Origin of the sequence: Corynebacterium drakensteinense (assembly GCF_041224285.1) — a bacterium.
In the GTDB taxonomy this organism is placed as follows: Bacteria; Actinomycetota; Actinomycetes; order Mycobacteriales; family Mycobacteriaceae; genus Corynebacterium.
Genome location: NZ_JAXOFP010000017.1, coordinates 23,451 through 41,467, shown reverse-complemented (window position 1 = coordinate 41,467; position 18,017 = coordinate 23,451). Strand labels below are relative to the sequence as shown.

Annotated in this window: 20 protein-coding genes and 1 tRNA gene; 13 read left to right on the top strand and 8 right to left on the bottom strand. The window is 57.5% G+C overall.

Annotated features, from left to right (window positions below):
* Positions 1-223: 223 nt before the first annotated feature.
* Together U1140_RS09420 and U1140_RS09415 are read right to left on the bottom strand one after the other, a co-directional pair.
* Positions 224-297, bottom strand: a tRNA-Pro gene (locus U1140_RS09420).
* A gap of 143 nt (positions 298-440) precedes the next feature.
* Entirely contained in the window at positions 441-1,370 is a 930-nt protein-coding gene (locus tag U1140_RS09415) for a metallophosphoesterase (RefSeq protein WP_369847421.1), read from the bottom strand.
* Positions 1,371-1,537: 167 nt separating this feature from the next.
* Here U1140_RS09415 and U1140_RS09410 point away from each other — a divergent pair, with 167 nt between their 5' ends.
* Positions 1,538-1,963, top strand: coding sequence for a GatB/YqeY domain-containing protein (locus U1140_RS09410; protein WP_369847427.1), 426 nt, complete (start codon positions 1,538-1,540; stop codon positions 1,961-1,963).
* Between the two features lie 128 nt (positions 1,964-2,091).
* Here U1140_RS09410 and U1140_RS09405 read toward each other — a convergent pair whose 3' ends face one another.
* Positions 2,092-4,497 carry a transglycosylase domain-containing protein gene (locus U1140_RS09405; protein ID WP_369847420.1) on the bottom strand — a complete coding sequence of 802 codons (2,406 nt, stop codon included), beginning with the start codon at positions 4,495-4,497 and terminating at the stop codon, positions 2,092-2,094.
* A 152-nt stretch (positions 4,498-4,649) separates the two neighbouring features.
* Between U1140_RS09405 and U1140_RS09400 the strand changes: the two genes are divergently transcribed.
* The 4 genes from U1140_RS09400 to U1140_RS09385 all read left to right on the top strand — a co-directional run bounded on the left by U1140_RS09400 (position 4,650) and on the right by U1140_RS09385 (position 6,678).
* A complete protein-coding gene (locus U1140_RS09400) occupies positions 4,650-5,003 on the top strand; it encodes a WhiB family transcriptional regulator (protein ID WP_369847418.1) in 354 nt (117 codons plus the stop codon).
* 134 nt (positions 5,004-5,137) lie between these two features.
* Positions 5,138-5,293, top strand: coding sequence for a Sp36 family protein (locus U1140_RS09395; protein WP_306514721.1), 156 nt, complete (start codon positions 5,138-5,140; stop codon positions 5,291-5,293).
* Positions 5,294-5,302: 9 nt separating this feature from the next.
* Positions 5,303-5,821: a RidA family protein gene (locus tag U1140_RS09390; protein WP_369847417.1), complete on the top strand. Its 519-nt coding sequence runs from the start codon at positions 5,303-5,305 to the stop codon at positions 5,819-5,821.
* 35 nt (positions 5,822-5,856) lie between these two features.
* Positions 5,857-6,678 (top strand): MBL fold metallo-hydrolase, encoded by an 822-nt coding sequence (locus U1140_RS09385; protein ID WP_369847415.1) that lies wholly within the window; start codon positions 5,857-5,859, stop codon positions 6,676-6,678.
* A 148-nt stretch (positions 6,679-6,826) separates the two neighbouring features.
* Here the strand turns inward: U1140_RS09385 and glxR are convergent, their stop codons facing one another.
* Entirely contained in the window at positions 6,827-7,510 is a 684-nt protein-coding gene (glxR, locus tag U1140_RS09380) for a CRP-like cAMP-activated global transcriptional regulator GlxR (protein WP_369847413.1), read from the bottom strand.
* Between the two features lie 107 nt (positions 7,511-7,617).
* The gene (locus U1140_RS09375) at positions 7,618-7,905 is read right to left on the bottom strand and encodes a hypothetical protein (protein WP_369847412.1); all 288 of its coding nucleotides are present in this window, start codon (positions 7,903-7,905) and stop codon (positions 7,618-7,620) included.
* Between the two features lie 22 nt (positions 7,906-7,927).
* Here U1140_RS09375 and U1140_RS09370 point away from each other — a divergent pair, with 22 nt between their 5' ends.
* From U1140_RS09370 to U1140_RS09360, 3 genes are read left to right on the top strand one after another with little or no spacing between them, the layout of a single operon-like run.
* Complete coding sequence (locus tag U1140_RS09370) at positions 7,928-8,650, top strand: TlpA family protein disulfide reductase (protein WP_369847411.1); 723 nt, start codon at positions 7,928-7,930, stop codon at positions 8,648-8,650.
* A complete protein-coding gene (locus U1140_RS09365; RefSeq protein ID WP_369847410.1) occupies positions 8,650-9,399 on the top strand; it encodes an NUDIX hydrolase in 750 nt (249 codons plus the stop codon). Before U1140_RS09370 ends, U1140_RS09365 begins: the two co-directional genes overlap by 1 nt.
* A 35-nt stretch (positions 9,400-9,434) precedes the next feature.
* Entirely contained in the window at positions 9,435-10,631 is a 1,197-nt protein-coding gene (locus U1140_RS09360) for a MarP family serine protease (RefSeq protein ID WP_369847408.1), read from the top strand.
* A 93-nt stretch (positions 10,632-10,724) separates the two neighbouring features.
* Here the strand turns inward: U1140_RS09360 and U1140_RS09355 are convergent, their stop codons facing one another.
* The 3 genes from U1140_RS09355 to U1140_RS09345 all read right to left on the bottom strand — a co-directional run bounded on the left by U1140_RS09355 (position 10,725) and on the right by U1140_RS09345 (position 13,429).
* Positions 10,725-11,711: an alpha/beta fold hydrolase gene (locus U1140_RS09355; protein WP_369847407.1), complete on the bottom strand. Its 987-nt coding sequence runs from the start codon at positions 11,709-11,711 to the stop codon at positions 10,725-10,727.
* A 78-nt stretch (positions 11,712-11,789) separates the two neighbouring features.
* Positions 11,790-12,293, bottom strand: coding sequence for a phage holin family protein (locus U1140_RS09350; RefSeq protein ID WP_369847406.1), 504 nt, complete (start codon positions 12,291-12,293; stop codon positions 11,790-11,792).
* A 203-nt stretch (positions 12,294-12,496) separates the two neighbouring features.
* On the bottom strand, positions 12,497-13,429 hold the full coding sequence (locus tag U1140_RS09345) for an HAD family hydrolase (RefSeq protein WP_369847405.1): 933 nt from the start codon (positions 13,427-13,429) through the stop codon (positions 12,497-12,499).
* A 241-nt stretch (positions 13,430-13,670) separates the two neighbouring features.
* Between U1140_RS09345 and U1140_RS09340 the strand changes: the two genes are divergently transcribed.
* The 5 genes from U1140_RS09340 (at position 13,671) to U1140_RS09320 (ending at position 18,007) form a co-directional block, all read left to right on the top strand.
* Positions 13,671-14,876 carry a CpaE-like family protein gene (locus U1140_RS09340; RefSeq protein WP_369847404.1) on the top strand — a complete coding sequence of 402 codons (1,206 nt, stop codon included), beginning with the start codon at positions 13,671-13,673 and terminating at the stop codon, positions 14,874-14,876.
* A gap of 81 nt (positions 14,877-14,957) precedes the next feature.
* The gene (locus U1140_RS09335) at positions 14,958-16,097 is read left to right on the top strand and encodes a TadA family conjugal transfer-associated ATPase (protein ID WP_369847403.1); all 1,140 of its coding nucleotides are present in this window, start codon (positions 14,958-14,960) and stop codon (positions 16,095-16,097) included.
* A complete protein-coding gene (locus tag U1140_RS09330) occupies positions 16,094-16,954 on the top strand; it encodes a type II secretion system F family protein (protein ID WP_369847401.1) in 861 nt (286 codons plus the stop codon). Before U1140_RS09335 ends, U1140_RS09330 begins: the two co-directional genes overlap by 4 nt.
* A complete protein-coding gene (locus U1140_RS09325) occupies positions 16,954-17,547 on the top strand; it encodes a type II secretion system F family protein (RefSeq protein WP_369847400.1) in 594 nt (197 codons plus the stop codon). Before U1140_RS09330 ends, U1140_RS09325 begins: the two co-directional genes overlap by 1 nt.
* A gap of 298 nt (positions 17,548-17,845) precedes the next feature.
* On the top strand, positions 17,846-18,007 hold the full coding sequence (locus U1140_RS09320; protein ID WP_369847426.1) for a DUF4244 domain-containing protein: 162 nt from the start codon (positions 17,846-17,848) through the stop codon (positions 18,005-18,007).
* Positions 18,008-18,017 lie beyond the last annotated feature (10 nt).

Genomic DNA, 18,017 nt, shown 5'->3' with positions numbered 1-18,017 from the left:
GCGGACGGTCTTGGTGGCAGATTGAGTCCTGTCGAATACTTCTAACGCTTTAAGTCGTTGCGCATTCGTGTATCGAATATTAGTCATGCGGAAAATCTCTCCAAGATTTCGTCCGCATCCCCTTTTGCTACTTAACCCTAACCCCATAACCCGCCCTAGCCCTAAGCAGTCACAGCGCAAGCAAAAAGACCGGAAAGCAAAAGCTTTCCGGTCTTTTCTGTTGTCGGGGCGACAGGATTTGAACCTGCGACCCTCTGCTCCCAAAGCAGATGCGCTACCAAGCTGCGCTACGCCCCGCCATCGCGTTGAAGTATTAATTTCTGCGACTTGGATATCTTATTATAGCGTCATACAAGAACACAAATCGTGGTTTTAGCGCCAAGGAAACTGCAGCCTACAGCGCTAAAAACGGGCGAGGAAATAGGTCTTAGCGACGAACGTTAATCATCTTTTTCCGTAAGCCGCAGCAGCGTCGCCGAAGGCCGGCAGAACAAGCGCACCGGTGCATATTTGGAGGTGCCCAAACCATTCGAGACATGCATGGCCATGCCGTCGAATTCATGTAAGCCCTGCACGCGTTCACGGTCGATACCGCAGTTCGTCACCAATGCCTTGGAACCAGGCAGGCACACCTGCCCGCCGTGCGTGTGGCCAGACAACGAAAGCTGGTAACCGTCGTTCGCAAAACGCTGCAGCACGCGCGGTTCTGGGGCGTGTAGCAATGCCAAGGCAAGGTCCGCATCGGCGTTGGGGGCTCCGGCAATCTCGTCGTAATCATCGAAGTCATGGTGCGGATCATCCACACCTGCGACCGCCAATCGCACATTGCCCACCCGGAATTCCAGGCGCTTTTGGTTCGCATCTTGCCAACCGCGCTCAATGAACGCAGCCCGCATTCCCCGCCACGGCAGATCCACATACGACGGCGTGCGCTTTTTGCCCGTCAAGTACTGGAAAGGGTTGACCGGTTGTGGAGCCCAATAGTCATTTGTGCCCCAGACGAACAGCCCCGGCGTATTCAGCAGCGGATCCAACGCGCGCAGCACGTGGGGCACGGCATGCTCGTCGGAAAGATTATCGCCGGTGTTGACCACCAAATCTGGCTGTAGTCGCGCTAAATCCTGCACCCACGCAATCTTTTTTTCTTGGCCCGGGATCATGTGCAGATCGGAGACATGCAGCAGCCGAAATTCAGCCTGCCCGTGCGCGCCCCGCTTTTTGCTCAGCGTGCCCTTCGGAAGCAGCGGCAGAGTGTATTCCTTGAGTTCGAAACGATTGAGCTCCGAAACCGCCCAGGCAAGCGTGCCGACGCCTGCACTCAAGGTGGCTGCGGTTGTAGTGGCAAGTGCTGTCTTCCACGAAATATTCACCCGCTCGAGTGTAGTCAGACTCGATTCCCCAGAACAGTCATGCGCGCTTGGCGGGTATGTTTGTGCCTATGAGTGACAACAACACCAATGCTGCAAACAACGGCAATGCTGCGAACGGCTCTGCCGGTTCGCTGAAAGAACGCATCCGCCAGGATCTCACCACGGCAATGAAATCTAAGGACAAGGCAACCACCTCCGCGCTGCGGATGCTGCTGGCTGCTATCCAGGCCGAAGAGACATCCACCGGCACGCGCACTTCTCTGACCGACGAGCAGACTCTGAAGGTCATTGCACGCGAGATTAAAAAGCGTCGCGAGTCTGCCGAGATCTACCACGAAAACGGTCGCGAAGAGCTCGCCGAGGCCGAAGAGTCCGAGGCATCTGTCTTTGAAAACTACCAACCTCGCCAGCTTGACGACGACGAGCTCGGCCAGCTTGTCGACGGTGTCGTCAGCGAAATTTCTGCTGAAGCAGGCGAAGAGCTGAGCATGAAGCACATGGGGCAAGTGATGAAGGTCGCTAACGCGAAAGCCTCCGGACGCGCTGATGGTAAGCGCATCTCGGAGGCTGTGAAAGCTCGTCTGGCCGGTTAAAGCTGGCCGGTTAGAACCAGCCGGTTAAAGCTATCCGGGGAACACTAGCCGGTGGAAACTAGCCGGGTAGAATCGGATTTCTAGAGTCGGCTGCCTAGAACCGGATTTCTAGAGCCGGTGGCCTCTGGCTAGAAATTGAACAGGTTACGCAGCTCTTCGGCTGCGTTTTCTAGTTCCTGCTCAAAGTTGAATGCCGGCGGTGGGTTATCTTGTCCACCGCGGCCTCCCCCGCCACCGGTGCCAGCGGAACCGCCCGAATCACTCGGCGGTGGTGCCGGGCGGGAAGATCCATCGGAAATCCGCAAAACCACGACACTATTCGCAGGGCCATCGAATACTGCATTAACAACCCGGCCAGCAGGCATGCCGTTGCCGGCCACCCGTTCGGTACGCACTTCTAAGCCAGCCTCGGCCAAGCGGCTCCGTGCGTCGGCCTCTCGCAGCCCACGCACGTCGTCAAGTTTGGCGGCGTCGAGGCCTTGGTTAAAAACTGGATCGTAATCCCCGATGCCGCCGTTGAGCGCGCGCGGCAGACTATTCGCCATGTTGTAGAACGAACGAGCCGGTTCAGTACCACCAAAGAGGTTGCCATTCGGGCACTGGCGTACCGGGCTGGTGCACAGCGACATCGTGGTGGTGCTGTCGTTAAACACATACGGTGCAGCAGCGATGCCGGAATTGAACGCTAAGAATGCAGCGGAGAAGTTTTCGTTGGTGGTACCCGTTTTCGCAGCCATAGTGCCCGGGAAGCCTTCGGCGCTTTTCGCATTCGCAGCGGTGCCCGATATGCCATCTTCGGTCATCGCCTGTGACAACGCATCGGCCGCGTTGTGGTCCATGACGTTTTCACACGGGGTGCGCTCCAGATAAACCTCTTGGCCGTTGCGGTCATAGATGGCATCGATTGGATTCGGTTCGCACCAGGTGCCGCCCGAAGCCAAGGAAGCGCCGACGTTGGACAGCTCCAGCGCGTTGACCGGGGTGGATCCCAGCACGTATGAGCCCAAGTTGGCGTCTTTTTGGAACTGCGCGATGGAACGCTCGCCGTCGTGTGTGCCTTCTTCGGCGTAGCTGCGCAATCCCAGAGCGACAGAAAGATCCACTACGGCGGGAACGCCAACGCGCTCCATGAGCTGCACGAATGGGGTGTTCGGCGAGTGTGCCAGCGCGTCGCGCAGCGTCATGGAAGCAGCGAATTCACCGAAGTTTTCCACGCAATAGCGGTTGGCCGGGCAGTTCGGTGCGCCACCGTGGCCCAGCCCTTCGGCCTCGTACCGCTGGGGAACGGATAAGGTCTGCTCGATGCCCATGCCGTCCTCGATGGCGGCAGCGGCAGCGAAAACTTTGAAAACCGAGCCAGCGCCGTGCCCGACCAGCGAATATGGCTGCGGCAAAATGGTTTCATCGGCTTCCTGGTCCAGGCCATAGTTGCGCGATGACGTCATCGCCAAAATGCGTCGGGAATCCGGGCTTGGCTCGATGACGTTGAGTACTTCTGCAACGCCACCTGCATGTGGGTCGGTGTAGGTTGATACCGCACGCCGTGCTTCATACTGCACTGCTGGTTCCAGGGTGGTGTGAATATCGTATTTGCCAGCGACGAGCTCATCGGTGGTGATGCCGCGTTCTTCGAGGTATTGCAGAGCGAAATCACAGAAGAAACCGGCATCGCCGGCGCCGATGCAGCCATTCGTGAGCATGGCTGGCGATTCAAGTACTCCGAGCGGTTCGGTTTTAAAACCGTCCGCGGCTTCTTGCTCCAGATAACCGTGATCAACCATTGCCTGCAGCACCGTATTGCGGCGGTCGGTGGCGCCATCCGGGTTGGTATACGGGTTGAGGTATTCCGAAGATTGCACCATTCCCGCCAGCATCGCGGACTGCGGGACGGACAGCTCTGCCGCTGGGATAGCGAAATACGTCTGCGCGGCAGCTTCGATGCCATAAGCGTGGTTTCCGAACGGCACTAGGTTCAAATATCCGGCGAGAATATCTTCCTTGCTCAGTCGATCATCCAAATCGGCGGCAACGCGAATTTCCCGCAGTTTACGCGTCACGGTTTGTTCGATGGCTTCGCGACGTTCTTCGTCGGTGTCGGCATCGACAAGCAACGCCCAGTTCTTGGCGTACTGCTGGTGGATCGTCGATGCGCCTTGTTGCACCCCACCGGCTGCGATATTGGTGGCCAACGCGCGCAGGTAGCCGTGGAAGTCCACGCCTTCGTGCTCGTAAAAGCGGTTGTCCTCGATCGCGACGATGGCGTCTTTCATAGTCTGCGAGATGGCTTCCGGTGGGACTTCATGGCGACGCTGGCTGAAAAAATTCGCCAACACATTGCCCTCACTGTCATACATGGTGGACACGCCGGGGGCGCCGCCCTCCTGGATATCGGTGAGGTCAGATTCCATCGCCTGTTCGGCGCGCGCTGCAGTCGCACCAGTGATGCCAGCAACCGGTGCGATGGCCGCGGCAATCACCGCAGATACACCGAGCGTCGCCAGCAAAATGGTGATCATCGATTTGGAATAAGACACGATAGATACTTTACGCAGTAAAGGTGTGTGACAAAACTACTCACTCCCCCTATATGTGTGACACATTCGACAAAATTCATGTTGGGGCCTAAACTACTCGGAACATCTCAGCGGAAAACAAACCCTCGCTGCCGACATTGAGGAGTCATTCCATGTCCGCCACACCCGGCAAATACCAGCACAATTCAGCCTATCGCGGTGCTTATAGCCGGAAAACTACGAAAATTTCTGCAGCAACCGTCGAGCGAGGTGAGTGGGTGGCCCAAGCCAAATGCCGCAACGGCGACCCCGACGCCTTGTTCGTACGTGGTGCCGAGCAGCGCAAGGCTGCCGTGATCTGTCAGCATTGTCCCGTCGTGATCGAGTGCTGTGCAGACGCATTAGATAATGAGGTCGAATTCGGAGTTTGGGGCGGATTAACCGAGCGGCAGCGGCGCGCGATCCTGCGCAAGCACCCGCACGTGACCGATTGGGCGAGCTATTTGTCTAACGGCGGCGAAATTTAAGCCAGCGCTGTGCCGATGTTGGTTGCCCACAATGTCGCGGCGCGCTGCGGCTGCTGCTAGTAACCGTGGCTTCTAGTTAGGCTACGCGTCACAACTGTTAGTCGGGCCGTGGCCAAAACGGTAGAATCAGGGCCATGAAAAAATGGGAATACGCAACTGCACCTGTCCTTGTTCACGCCACACAGCAGATCCTCAACTCTTGGGGTGAAGACGGCTGGGAGCTGGTGACCATCATCCCTGGGCCAAACCCAGAAAACCTGGTCGCCTACTTCAAACGCGAGTTGGCATAAACCATGGCTATGGCGAATAACAACGACAACCAGGCTGCGACTGTCACGATCTCAGAGCGCCTGCAGGAGCTCGGCATCGAGCTTCCGGGCGTAGCCAAGCCGCTGGCCGCTTACGTTCCAGCCAAACAGGTCGGCAACCAGGTGTGGACTTCTGGCCAACTGCCGCTTGTCGACGGCGAACTCGCCGCCACCGGCTTGGTTGGGGCAGAGGTTTCTGCCGATGAGGCGTACGCGCTCGCGCGCACCTGCGCACTCAACGCGCTGGCTGCGGTCGATGCCGAAGTCGGCCTGGACAACGTCGCTAGCATCTCCAAGCTGGTTGGCTTTGTTGCTAGCGCGCCGGGCTTCTATGAGCAGCCTGCCGTCGTCAATGGTGCTTCCGAGCTGGTCGGCGAGATTTTTGGTGATGCTGGCGTGCACGTCCGGTCTGCCGTGGGCGTGGCCGTTTTGCCGAAGAACGCACCGGTGGAAGTGGAAATGGTTGTTGAGCTGCGGTCCACATCAGCTGCGGTGCACACCGTAGCCTAACCGGAAAAACAGAAAATTCTAGTACGGTAGAAAACATGAAGCATCCTGCTTATAGTCAGCTTCGCCCCGTAACTCCGTCGGTAGGAGTGGTGCTCTGTGCCAACCCCAGCTACGCGGCCTTAGAAGGCACGAACACGTGGATCATCCGGGCGGGCGAAGACGACCGAGCAATCGTTGTTGACCCCGGCCCGGAAGACGAAGGCCACCTCAACGTGGTTCGGGGCAATGCTCGGGAAGTCGGGCTTACCCTCCTGACTCATCGGCACTATGATCACGCCGATAGTGCGGATCGTTTCCGGCAATTAACCTCTGCGCCGGTACGCGCCTTTGACCCCGGCTATTGCGTCGGTGGCGAAGCACTGCAGGACGGCGAGATTATTTCCATTCCCGGCGTGACCCCACAAGTGGAGGTCGTACACACTCCCGGGCACACCTCGGACTGTGTGTGTTTTTTTGTGTGGTCATCGACCCCGCATGAGTCACAACTCGAAGGCATCATCACTGGCGATACCATTGCCGGGCGCCACACCACCATGATCTCTGAGACTGATGGTGACCTCGGACAATATTTAGACACCCTGCGCATGCTGCAGCAACGCGGCCAAGGGGTGCCGCTGCTTCCTGGGCACGGTCCAGATCAAGACAATGTTGCCGAATGGGCCGAAAAATACTTAGAGCGGCGTCAGTACCGCCTGGAACAAATCCGGGAACTACGGGCAGAACACGGCGACGATGTTGACCTGCAAACACTGATCGACGCAATGTATCAAGACGTTGATCCGGTGCTGCGCCATGCCGCTGAACAATCAACGCGCGTGGCATTGCGATATTTGGATGAGCAGAGCCAGACTGCTTAGCTGCCCAACCGCGGTGTGAGCAGCTGAAGTTTGCAGCGGCGACAAAAAGAAGCGCTAGCAGGAAAATAATTCCTGTTAGCGCTTTGTACTATCTGCGATCGTTCCGGCCCGGCAGAGCGCGAAGCCGGGCGATGACCAGCAATGAGCTTTAGCGGGCGCGGCGTGCCAGGTGCTCGGTGTCGACGATGAGCACCGACTTGCCCTCGAGGCGGATCCAACCGCGGTGCGCGAACGTAGCCAGGGCCTTGTTGACGGTCTCACGGGAGGCACCGACCAGTTGGGCGATTTCTTCCTGGGTGAGGTCGTGATTTACGCGGAGTGCTCCGCCTTCTTGGACGCCGAAGCGGTTAGCCAACTGCAGCAGGGTCTTGGCGACGCGGCCAGGCACATCGGTGAAGATCAAATCAGCCAACGAAGCATTAGTGCGGCGCAGGCGACGTGCCAGCACGCGCAGCAACTGCTGTGCAATCAGTGGGTGATCAGATACCCATTTTTGCAGCATTTCCGAGTTCATGGTGGCTGCGCGGACTTCAGTCACGCAGACTGCCGAGGAAGTACGTGGGCCTGGATCGAAGATGGACAGCTCGCCGAACATATCGGATGGTCCCATGACGGTCAGTAGGTTTTCGCGTCCGTCGGGGGCATGGCGGGCAAGTTTAATCTTGCCGGCAGTGATGATGTAGAGACGATCGCCTGGTTCGCCTTCTTCGAAGATGGTGGTACCGCGTGGATATTTCACGGTTTCCATCTGCTCGATGAGGTTGTCGACTGCTTCCGGGTCTACGCCCTGGAAAATTCCTGCACGCGAAAGGATATCGTGTACGTCTTCCACTTCTAACTCCTTGGACTAAGCTCGTTCAGCTCTGATTGCTGTTGTTATATATCCCACTTTAGTAGGGAGCCTGCTTGAATGGGCACAAATCTGAAGACTGATTATATTTAGGCTTCGGAGTTGGCGCCAGGGCTTTCCGCAGTACTTGCTAAAACACTTGCTTCCAACTTTTCCATTCCCATGGCGAAGATCGCCAGGGCGATGGGAACGATGACAGTAAGAGCAATCATGGCACCATCATAATAGACTTCCATGACCATACTTTCGATCGGTCTGTGTATGAGCGCGTCGATATAGTCTACCCGCAATTTTTGGGGTGGCAGGTGGTGAAAGAAGACACGTTCACGGCCGTGGTTGTGGTGATAGCCGTCGTCAACGTTTCTGGCTGGATTCATCGCTGTATTAACCTAAGTGCTAATGAATAAGCAGATTGCACTGATTAGCATTATCACCCTTGCGCTCACAGTCGTCGTGGGCTTTGGCGCGTATGTGATGTTTCAGAGTGCCCCGGGAGCGTCGAATGATGCTGCCAGTCAAGCCCAGCAGGGGGAAGCCAATGCAGACACTACGGCGAGTGCGGGTTCGACGGAGGCAGGCGCAAACGGCACTGCAGCTGGAGCAGAAGAAAAGCTAAATCTAGCCGGTATTTCTCGTCCGGCATGTCCGAGTGCTGCGGTACCGGGCGCTGGTGTTGTACTGCCGTGTTTATCGGAAGAAGCGACAGCCGTCGACAAGCAAACTGCGGAAGGCCAGACTGACGACGCGCACGCGGACGCTGCGGCGAGTGATGCAGATAGTGATAGCAATGCTGTGACCGTGGTCAATATGTGGGCTTGGTGGTGCCAACCGTGCCGGGAGGAGATCCCGTACCTTGAGGAAGTGCAACAGAAGCACCCGGAATGGGAAATCGTTGGCGTGCATGCGGACCAGGACGCGAAGCGTGGCGCGGGTATGTTGGAAGAAATGGGCGCGGATTTTGTGAGTTACCAAGATTCGCACAATACGTTTGCCAGCCAGCTCGCGCTGCCTGGAGTGATTCCGATTACCATTGTGTATGTCGGTGAGCAGCAGAAAAAAGTTTTTGCGCAACCGTTTCGCTCAGCAGACGAGATTATTGAAAGCATAGAAGGTGTTTTGTAGTGGTTGCACAGACTGATAGTCCTGGGCAGAACATTGCCGTGCAACCCGAACGAGCTCCGCAGTGGTTACAGAAACTTACTGCGCTGCACGACGATCGGCTGCAGCGGTTTTTGCCCAACCGCAAGCCGGAAGAATTTAACCTGCCGCAACCCAAACTGACGAAACGCGCCGCCGTATTGGTGCTGTTTGGCGGAGATTCGTCGCCAAGCCAGGCGGGAAGCGTGCCGGATGATGCCACGGTGTTGCTCACGCACCGGCACCCCGGAATGCGTAGCCATTCTGGGCAGATAGCATTTCCTGGTGGGCGCATCGATGCCACCGATATTTCCCCGGTCGATGCTGCGTTACGTGAAGCATGGGAAGAAACCGGGCTGAACCGGCAGAATGTCACCCCGTTGAAGCAGTTTCGCGAACTGGCCATTCCCGTCACCGGAAACCAGGTGCACCCGGTTTTGAGCTACTGGGATCAGCCGTCCGCAGTGGATGTCACCAGCCCTGACGAGGCCGACGACGTGTTTACTGTGCCGGTGGCCGAATTGCTGGCACCCGAAAATCGTTTTTCCATCAGGCACGGCAAATGGGTCGGACCTGCTTTTCACGTGCGCGATTACGTCGTCTGGGGCTTTACCGCAGGACTGCTCAATGCCGTTTTTCAACTTTCGGATTGGGAGCAGGAATGGGATCACGGCAAGGAAGTTGATCTGCGGGCAGCACTAGAAAAATCGCGCAATAATGAGGCGCTGCGTTAGAACTTGCTAGCACTGGAAGCGAGTAGAATTCTCCCGTGACTGAATCAATTTTCGTTGACCTCATCATCATCCTGGTGATATTGACCAGCATTGGTGTTGGTTGGCGGCAAGGTGCAATCGCGTCGATACTCGCGTTTATTGGCGTGGTATCTGGCTTGATCATTGGCGGTGCCGCCGCGCCGCTGCTGATGGGGCTGACAGAAAAAACCTTTGCGCGGTTCATGTTGGCCATCGGGGTGCTGATTATCAGTGCCGGCCTGGGCCACCTCGTAGGTATTTCGTTGGGTTTAAAACTTCGCGATGCCATGCGGCTGAAGTCGCTGCAAACCGTGGATTCTGCCATTGGCTCGGTCGCGCAAGCGGTCGCGGTCTCAGTTTTGATTTGGCTGGTCTCCATTCCGATTGTGACCGGCACCTCAGGTTCGTTTAGCCAGCTGCTGCGTAGCTCTGCGGTGCTGTCGACGATGAATTCACTGGCCCCGGACCGCGCAGCACAACTGCCAGCCCAGATCTCGGCGATGCTCAACGAATCCGGGCTGCCGCCACTGGTCTCGCCTTTCGAGGATCACCACAAATCTCAGCAGGTCGAAGCCCCGCGCATCAACGTCGATAACGAGCAGATGGTTCACGACGCACGGCCATCGATCATTCACGTGATGGGTGAGTCAGATCAGTGTCGCCGCCGGTTGATGGGCACTGGGTTTGTCACGCAAGATGATTACATTCTGACGAATGCACACGTCGTTGCCGGTACACACAGCGTGCGTGCAGATACCGTCGTCGGGGTGCGCGAAGCAGAAGTAGTTTATTACAACCCGGATATCGACATCGCGGTGCTGCACGTGCCGAACCTGGGGCTTCCTGCACTGCCATGGGCTGAACAGCCAGCCGTGAGTGGTGACGATGCCGTCGTCATGGGCTTCCCGCAATCTGGGCCGTTTGATGCCTCGCCTGCGCGTGTGCGCGATCAGATCCGTATCTCTGGACCAGATATTTATGCACAGGGCAGGGTAGAGCGTGAGGTCTATACTCTGCGGGGCAATATCCGGCAGGGTAATTCCGGCGGCCCGGTGACGACTGACGACGGGCGCGTGATCGGCATGGTCTTTGGTGCCGCTGTCGACAACTCAGATACCGGCTATGCTTTGACCGCCGAAGAAGTACGCCACCAAGTCGGCGAGCTGGGAGCACTGGTGGGGCCCGTAGAAACCGGAGCGTGCGTCGCACAGTAGCCGGAGCCTACGGAGCTGGTGGGCTTACTGGAGCTGGTGGGGCACTCAGCAGCTCTGGCTGACTACTAGCACTACCTAGTAGCCGGCACGTTATTAGCGGTTATCGTGGGCGGCTGAGGCTGCCGAAACACTGGCGCGGCTGGCAGCGTTTTTCGCGCTGCGCCATTCTTCGATTTGCTGGATGACCATGCGGGCGAAAGCCTGCGGCTTTTCAATATGGGGCATGTTTTTGGAGCCCTGCAAGGTTAGTGCCTTCCATGGTGCGTGCATGCGTTGAGCGCTACGGGCGGTGAGGCGCTTCCATAGGCTTTGCTCTGCGTGCAGCAGTGTCACCGGGACAGAAATTGGCTGATCCAGCCAGCTGCCGGGAGCGAAACTGAGCAAGTGCCGGTTGTGCTGTAGCGCGACAGCCCGAGAACGGCCAATCTTGGAGGCTTGCACGCGCAAATGAAGCTCGTCGGCAAAAGCCTGGGAATCGGTGAATTCCGCTGTGGTTTCACTGGATAAATTTCGCCGATACAGCCACTCGAAACGACGGGGGAAAGGCAAATAAACACAAGATGGCAGGCGCATGAGCGCAGCGCGTAGCAGAATCCACAAAAAATTCCACGGCTGGGTTTGTACCGTTTTTCGTAGGTCCACTGGGTGTGCGCTGGCCACCGCAATGAAGCCGTCGACTTGTTGCGGGGATTTGCTTGCTAGCGCCCAGCCGAGCGCTCCACCGATGTCGTAGCCGATGATATAAGCAGACTCGTAGCCGAGAGCGGTGATAAGGCCAGAGATTTGGCGGGAATCACTGCGAATGTCCTGGCCTGCGGTGACCGGCGGGTGATCGGACATGCCGTAACCACGCAGATCAACCGCGACGACGTGATAGCCAGCGTCGGCAAGATCAGCGATGATGTGGCGGTATTCAAACCAACCGCCAAAGGCCCCGTGCAACAACACGATCAGTGGGTCAGAAACGGAACCCGCACTGACAGTGTGCAATCTCAGGCCGCAAGTATGAACGTGTCCGTGCTGGAAAGGACCATCCAATTCGACGATGGATGGTGAAAGCTTGGCGGAACGTTTGGGCATGCACACACTGTACCCCAGGCACAGGGGCCTGGGGTGGTGGCATAGCCAGGGAATCGGAATTAAATCCGCAACAAATTCTTAGGTGTACATGCCGGAAGGGCCTTCCAGCGACTTCTTGGCAGAGCCTGGGCGAAGTTTTTTCAGCTCACTGACAGATTCGATCGTGGCCTTTGGTGCCTGAATCTTCTTCATTTTCTTTACGCCAACCAGTGCGACAACAGCCGCGATGACCAGCATCACGAGGAAGACGATGAGGAAAGCGGCCCAGCGCTGCAGCCACAGGTGTGCCAGCAATTCGGCGAGGAAGAAGAACAAGAAGAATGAGCTGTACAAAGCGACGGTACCTGCGACGGCGAACAATCCACCACCGATAGCTCCCTTTTTCGCCTCGCCAGCCAGCTCAGTCTTGGCGAGCTCAATTTCGGCGCGGACCAGGCTAGAGATTTGGGTAGAAGCATTCGATACTAAATCTCCGATGGAAGTCTCGCCTGGTTTGGCGGTATCAGCATCGCTCAAGGGGATAGAATCTACTTTTGGGTTAAAATCATCCGCGCCGTCGGTGAAAAGTCCTGGCTTACTCACGCTATACCTTCCCTTTGTGCCCTGCGTGGTTCCTGTTGGAGCGAACCCAGCTAGCAGTGCCTATGGTTATCATCTATGAATCTTGCGTTTAAGTGTGCTCGATCTCTCTGAGAATTATCGCAGAGACTGAGCGCTAGTCAATAATTGTACGTCGTATGCCCTCACCTGTGGCGCTTAGGCAACGCCGTGGTGTTGTGATCGGGCTAGGCGCTGGATTTTTTGAACCAGGATTCTACGACTTTCCAATCCAGTGCTTTTGGCACAACCAAAGCAGGGGTGTTCGCTGCGGCCTTGCTGGTTGGCAGTTTGTCGTTGGTGTACAGCTTGCTCAGCACGGTGCCGGCTGTGACCAAGGCGATGATTCCAGCGAGCAGGCTGGCCCCGATTCCGATTTCTTTCGCGCCGGGCATCTGGAACAGCGGGGCAGGGTCTTTGAAACTGCGGATTTCCCAGCCGCTTTCTAACGCGATTTTCTTCAGCGCTCTGTCCGGGTTGACTGCCACCGGGTGGCCAACCAGTTCCAACATGGGGGCGTCGGTTGCCGAGTCAGAATAAGCAAAACTGTCCTGCAGGTTGTAGCCGCATTCGTCGACAAGCCCGGTGATGGCGTCGGCTTTTGCGCTGCCCTTGCAATAAAATTCGACGGTCCCGGTGAACTTGCCATCGACAATTTCCAGCTCGGTGCTGATGACCTTATCGACGCCAAGTTCTGCGGCGATTGGTTCGACGAGTTGGCGCGCAGAGGCCGAGATGATGATGACTTCGTGGCCGGCGGCTTGGTGAGCCTGGATAAGCTCGCGTGCTTCGCTATAAATCGCGGGGACGAGCACGGTGTGCATGGTGTCGTGGACGATTTCACGGACCTGTTTTTCTGACCAACCCGCAACCATTGAGGTCAGTTGGTCGCGTGTCGAATCCATCTGTGCGCTGGATTGGCCGGCGAGCATATAACTGGCTTTGGCCAGAGACAGGCTCATGGCGTCTTGTGGGGTGATCAGGCCGTTGTGGAGGAATTCGCGCCCGTAGGCGAAGGCAGACGAGGTGGCGATAATCGTTTTGTCCAGGTCGAAAAAGGCTGCGACCCGACCTGATTGTTGTTCGGGATGGTCAGCTGCGGTGCTGGTGGAATCGTGCATAAAGACCTGCCGTGTGTAACGCGTGTTATTTGTGTAGGCCAATGTTGACTACTGGTGTGGTCGCCATCTTAATTGGTCTATCCGCATGATGTGCCGAATTGTTACGAATTCGATGGCTTCGGCAGAAAAAGGGAAAGTTATTCACAGTTGCTTAGTTGATTCGACAACAAAATCTGCGTGTTATCCACAGAAGCACTGCGGGCCGTTGAGCTGGTCGTTGTTAGCGGCTTGGCTAGAAGCCATGAACGCAACCGATCCGTCCATCCTCATCGCCGTCGCCGATCCCACCTTGCGAACCGAGGCCACACATATCGCGGCCGCCACCGGGCATCGCGTGCTCACCGCCAACGATGAACGCGATATCTCCCGGTTAGCGACCCGCGCTGCCGTGCTCTTTATCGACTCTGTCTACGCCCAGCGGCTAGCAGGCTTGTCGACGTCTACCCGTCCGGCACGTTGGACGAACTCGACTTATCTCCTCTTTTTAGACCCTGGGCCCAGCGAGGACGACTTCGTCGATGAGCTTATCGAGACATGCGATGCCGATGAGTGCTTCGTCATTCCCGCACAGAATAAAAATCTGCTGAAGCAACTGGGTGCTGATGCTCGGCGACGTGAAACGGATGCGCCGGCAGCAGCATTGCGCGATCCACACCGCGTTGCCCCGGGCCCGGTGCGTCCTCCAACCCGGAGGCTTAACCCGGCAGCACGATCTCCACAACCGGTTCCCACGGCAGCGGCAGCATCCGCGCCACCGCATCTAACCATCGCTGTCATTGCCACTGGCGGAGGCGCTGGTGCGTCCACCCTCGCGGCCGCAATCGCTCGCGTTGCCGCCCAAGAATACGCCGGGGCAGTCACGTTGATCGATACGGTGGCCTATTCCGGCGGAATTGATTTACTACTCGGCGTTGAAAAACACGACGGACTGCGCTGGCCTGACCTTAACTTGGGCGAAGGCCACATTGCAGCCAGCGATTTGCGCTCATGCCTGCCTACTACCGACGACGGTATCGCCGTGCTCACAGAACGACGATCCAGCGAAGGAACCACCAGCTTTCGTGACCACGAGATCATCGAAACCGTGTTGTCTGCACTCCAAGGCGAACCAGGTTTGAGCGTGGTTGATGCCCATCCCAGCCATATACCGCGAGCAATCGATGCGGCAGTGCTGGTCTGCCCTGCCGAACTGAGGTGCGCGGCGAGAGCAGAACACCTCAGTGCGCAGCTTTCGGCCGAGCAGATCCCGAGCTGCCTGGTGGTTCGACACCGCCAGTGGTCGTCGTTGAGCGTGGAAGACATTGAAAACCTGGTGCGCAGTGATGTTATCGCCGAAATCGGCACTATTCGCGGGCTGACCAAAACTACTGAAAGCGGTGGCCTGCCTAGCCACATGCCGAAGCCGTTGTCGATTATCAGCCATGCCGTACTCGCGGAATACCGCTAGCCACACGAAACCCGTCAAAAAGCGGACGAAACCCGTCGAAAACGCACGAAAACCAAAGAATCACCAGCAGAAAGAGACACCATGACCATTGCCGCACACGTATTAGAAAATGTTCAGCGCCAGGTCGCTGCGCAACCCGACCTCGCCTCCGAGCCTGCGCAACTTGCCAGTCTGATCCGGGAAGAAGCCGGGGTTATCAGTGATTATGACGTGCTAGAAATCCTGCGGGCGCTCAAAAACGATACCGCTGGTATCGGTGTTTTAGAACCGCTGCTGTCAGTTTCCGGAATCACTGACATCGTCGTCAACGGCGCAGAGGCTGTGTTTTTCGACCGCGGCGACGGATTGGAAAAGGCTGACATCCGGTTTCGTGACGACGAAGAAGTGCGCCGGTTGGCAGTACGCCTGGCTGGATTGTGCGGCAGACGCCTCGATGATGCCCAACCATGCGTCGATGGCAGAATATCGCGCGCTCACGATAGCAATGGTGATGTTGCTCTGCGCTTTCATGCAGTGCTCAGCCCACCAGCGCAGCAAGGCACATGCATTAGCCTGCGTGTTTTGCGTTCGCACAGCGCGAGCCTAGATTCGTTGCACCGTCGGGGAAGCCTGGATGATTATTCGCGCAGCTTTCTCGCCGATCTCATCCACCAGCGTCGTTCCTTTCTCATTGTCGGCGGCACGGGTAGCGGAAAAACGACGTTACTGTCTGCGATGCTCAGTGAGATCGACCCTGGGCAACGATTGGTGTGCATCGAAGACACCCCAGAGCTGACGCCGAACCATCCGCACGTGGTGAACCTGACTGCGCGCGGTGCCAACAGTGAGGGAGGCGGTGCGATCAGCATTTCTGATTTGTTGAAACAAGCACTGCGCATGCGCCCAGATCGCATCATCGTCGGCGAAATTCGTGGAGCCGAAGTCGTTGACCTGCTGGCTGCGTTGAATACCGGACACGACGGCGGCGGTGGAACGTTACATGCGAACCGACTCACAGAGGTGCCAGCACGGCTGGAAGCACTCGGTGCCTTGGGAGGTTTAGAACGCGCGGCGTTGCATTCGCAGCTGACAGCAGCGGTGGACGTCGTGCTGGTGATGCAACGGCAATCCGATGGTAGTCGTCGGCTTTCTCAAATTGGGACGTTGCACGCCGACCCTCTCAGGATCGACACCATCTGGGAATACGGCGCGCAGGAAGTATCTGCAGGAGGTGCAGCATGAGCACTGCGTTATGCGTACTAGCTCTGGCGCTCGTGGTCCACCCGGTTGCGGCGAGCGCTCGCATTGGTGTCGAGCAGAAAACTCGCGTGCCGAAGGAATTTTTGCTGACCATCGCAGTGGTGTTTTGTGTGGTCAGCGTGTTATTAGCGGTTGGCACGGTAGCGCTGGCTGTCGCTGGCGCAATGGCGGCAGCGACGATCGTGATTACCGTGCGCCAGTATTTACGTCGTCGAACAAGGATTGCCGATACGAAGGCACTGGGAAGCTATATCGGGCAGCTAGCAGCTGATATTGATTCTGGTGCTCACCATTTTCGGGCGGTGCAAACCGCGGCGGTCCAGATGGATGCCGATAGTTCACCGCGGGTGCGCATGCTCGCAGAATCGGCAGCGGCGCAAGCTCGGTTTGGGCACAGCCCGGCACACGCTTTTGCCCAGTACAGCCGCGGCAGCCACGTCGGTGCGCACAGCCGCGGCAGCCACGATAGTGACAACAAGCACGGTGCCCAGGTCGATCTTCCGCAATTGCACCGACTGGCGGTGTTGTGGTCAGCAGCCGGACGTCACGGCATCGCGCTGGCTGGATTGCTCGATTCGCTACATCGCAGCATCGACGGTGGCTTGCGACACCGCAGCGCGACCGCAGCCAGTTTGCAAGGACCACAAGCGACCGCGGTCATCCTGACGTGCTTGCCGCTGGCAGGAATCGTCATGGGGATGGCGATGGGGGCACAACCGATTACATTTTTGTTGACGACCTCGCTCGGAGGCATATGCCTGGTTGCGGGAGTAGGGCTGTCGTGTGCTGGTTTCGTATGGTCGCAGCGCATCACCAACAAAGCGGTGGGTGAGCAGTAATGGCTGACTACGGCATCATCGCCACCGCATTACTCATCGTTGCTGCAGCGGTGTGCATCCCCGGCGTGTCTGCGGTCGGCAGATTAGCTAGCCCAACAACGTCGATGAACACGTCGAAAAACCCGCGGGAGCCCCCAGCAGTGCCACATCCATTGCACATCGCCGCTGATATCGAGCTTTTCGCTGCTTGTGTGGAGGCAGGACTTGCCGTGAACACCGCGACCAGCGTGGTCGCCGAAGCAGCGACGGGTGAGACCGCACGCCTGTGGCAATCGGTGCACCAACTGAGTGCCGTTGGCATCGCCGACCGGGAAGTGTTCCGGGAAATGCACACGTACGACGGTTTTTCTGAGTTGGCATCGATTATTGAATCAGCCCGCGAATCAGGGGCACGTATCGCACCGCGGTGTCGCGAGCTGGCAAACAGCGTGCGAGCCGATGCGAGCGACCATGCTCGTGCAGCAGCCGAACGCGCCGGGGTATTGATCGCCCTGCCGCTTGCGGTGTGCTTTTTGCCAGCGTTCATCCTGCTGGGGCTTGCCCCGGTGGTGATCAGTTTGGCAACTGACCTGCTGGCTGCGACCCCTGGCTAAGACAGTCGGGGAATGCGCTACGCAGCGTAATCATCACATTCACATCGCAACCATCACAATCTTTTCAACCTTCTCAACCTTCTTAAGGCTCTCAAGTCAAGAGAAAACCGAGAAACGACCAAGGAGTTTCATCATGGCCACTGCAATTCACACATCCGAGACCGCTCAGCACCACAGTGCTGGGCATGACATCACCTCGTCAGATGCCACCTCACCAGATGTCACGGCACCAGATGCCCTCGCGACAGACCCCACCGCACCAGATACCGCTGGTGCCACCAAGCGTCGTGGCTGGGGCATTCTTGCCGACGATTCCGGTATGAGCACCATTGAATACGCCATGGGGTCGCTGGCTGCTGCAGCTCTAGCCGCAGCACTCTATTTGGTGGTCAGCAGCGGGGGAGTCACCGACGCTATTGAATCGATCATCACCGATGCACTGTCTAATACCCCGTCCTAAAACGCGCCGG

Bases quoted from the DNA above. Each gene is read 5' to 3' on its own strand.
- U1140_RS09370 (WP_369847411.1), top strand. From the start codon at position 7,928: ATGAATAAGCAGATTGCACTGATTAGCATTATCACCCTTGCGCTCACA.
- U1140_RS09345 (WP_369847405.1), bottom strand. From the start codon at position 13,429: ATGCACGATTCCACCAGCACCGCAGCTGACCATCCCGAACAACAATCA.
- U1140_RS09385 (WP_369847415.1), top strand. From the start codon at position 5,857: ATGAAGCATCCTGCTTATAGTCAGCTTCGCCCCGTAACTCCGTCGGTA.
- U1140_RS09355 (WP_369847407.1), bottom strand. From the start codon at position 11,711: ATGCCCAAACGTTCCGCCAAGCTTTCACCATCCATCGTCGAATTGGAT.
- U1140_RS09375 (WP_369847412.1), bottom strand. From the start codon at position 7,905: ATGAATCCAGCCAGAAACGTTGACGACGGCTATCACCACAACCACGGC.
- U1140_RS09340 (WP_369847404.1), top strand. From the start codon at position 13,671: ATGAACGCAACCGATCCGTCCATCCTCATCGCCGTCGCCGATCCCACC.
- U1140_RS09330 (WP_369847401.1), top strand. From the start codon at position 16,094: ATGAGCACTGCGTTATGCGTACTAGCTCTGGCGCTCGTGGTCCACCCG.
- U1140_RS09335 (WP_369847403.1), top strand. From the start codon at position 14,958: ATGACCATTGCCGCACACGTATTAGAAAATGTTCAGCGCCAGGTCGCT.
- U1140_RS09325 (WP_369847400.1), top strand. From the start codon at position 16,954: ATGGCTGACTACGGCATCATCGCCACCGCATTACTCATCGTTGCTGCA.
- U1140_RS09410 (WP_369847427.1), top strand. From the start codon at position 1,538: ATGAAATCTAAGGACAAGGCAACCACCTCCGCGCTGCGGATGCTGCTG.
- U1140_RS09390 (WP_369847417.1), top strand. From the start codon at position 5,303: ATGGCGAATAACAACGACAACCAGGCTGCGACTGTCACGATCTCAGAG.
- U1140_RS09395 (WP_306514721.1), top strand. From the start codon at position 5,138: ATGAAAAAATGGGAATACGCAACTGCACCTGTCCTTGTTCACGCCACA.
- U1140_RS09400 (WP_369847418.1), top strand. From the start codon at position 4,650: ATGTCCGCCACACCCGGCAAATACCAGCACAATTCAGCCTATCGCGGT.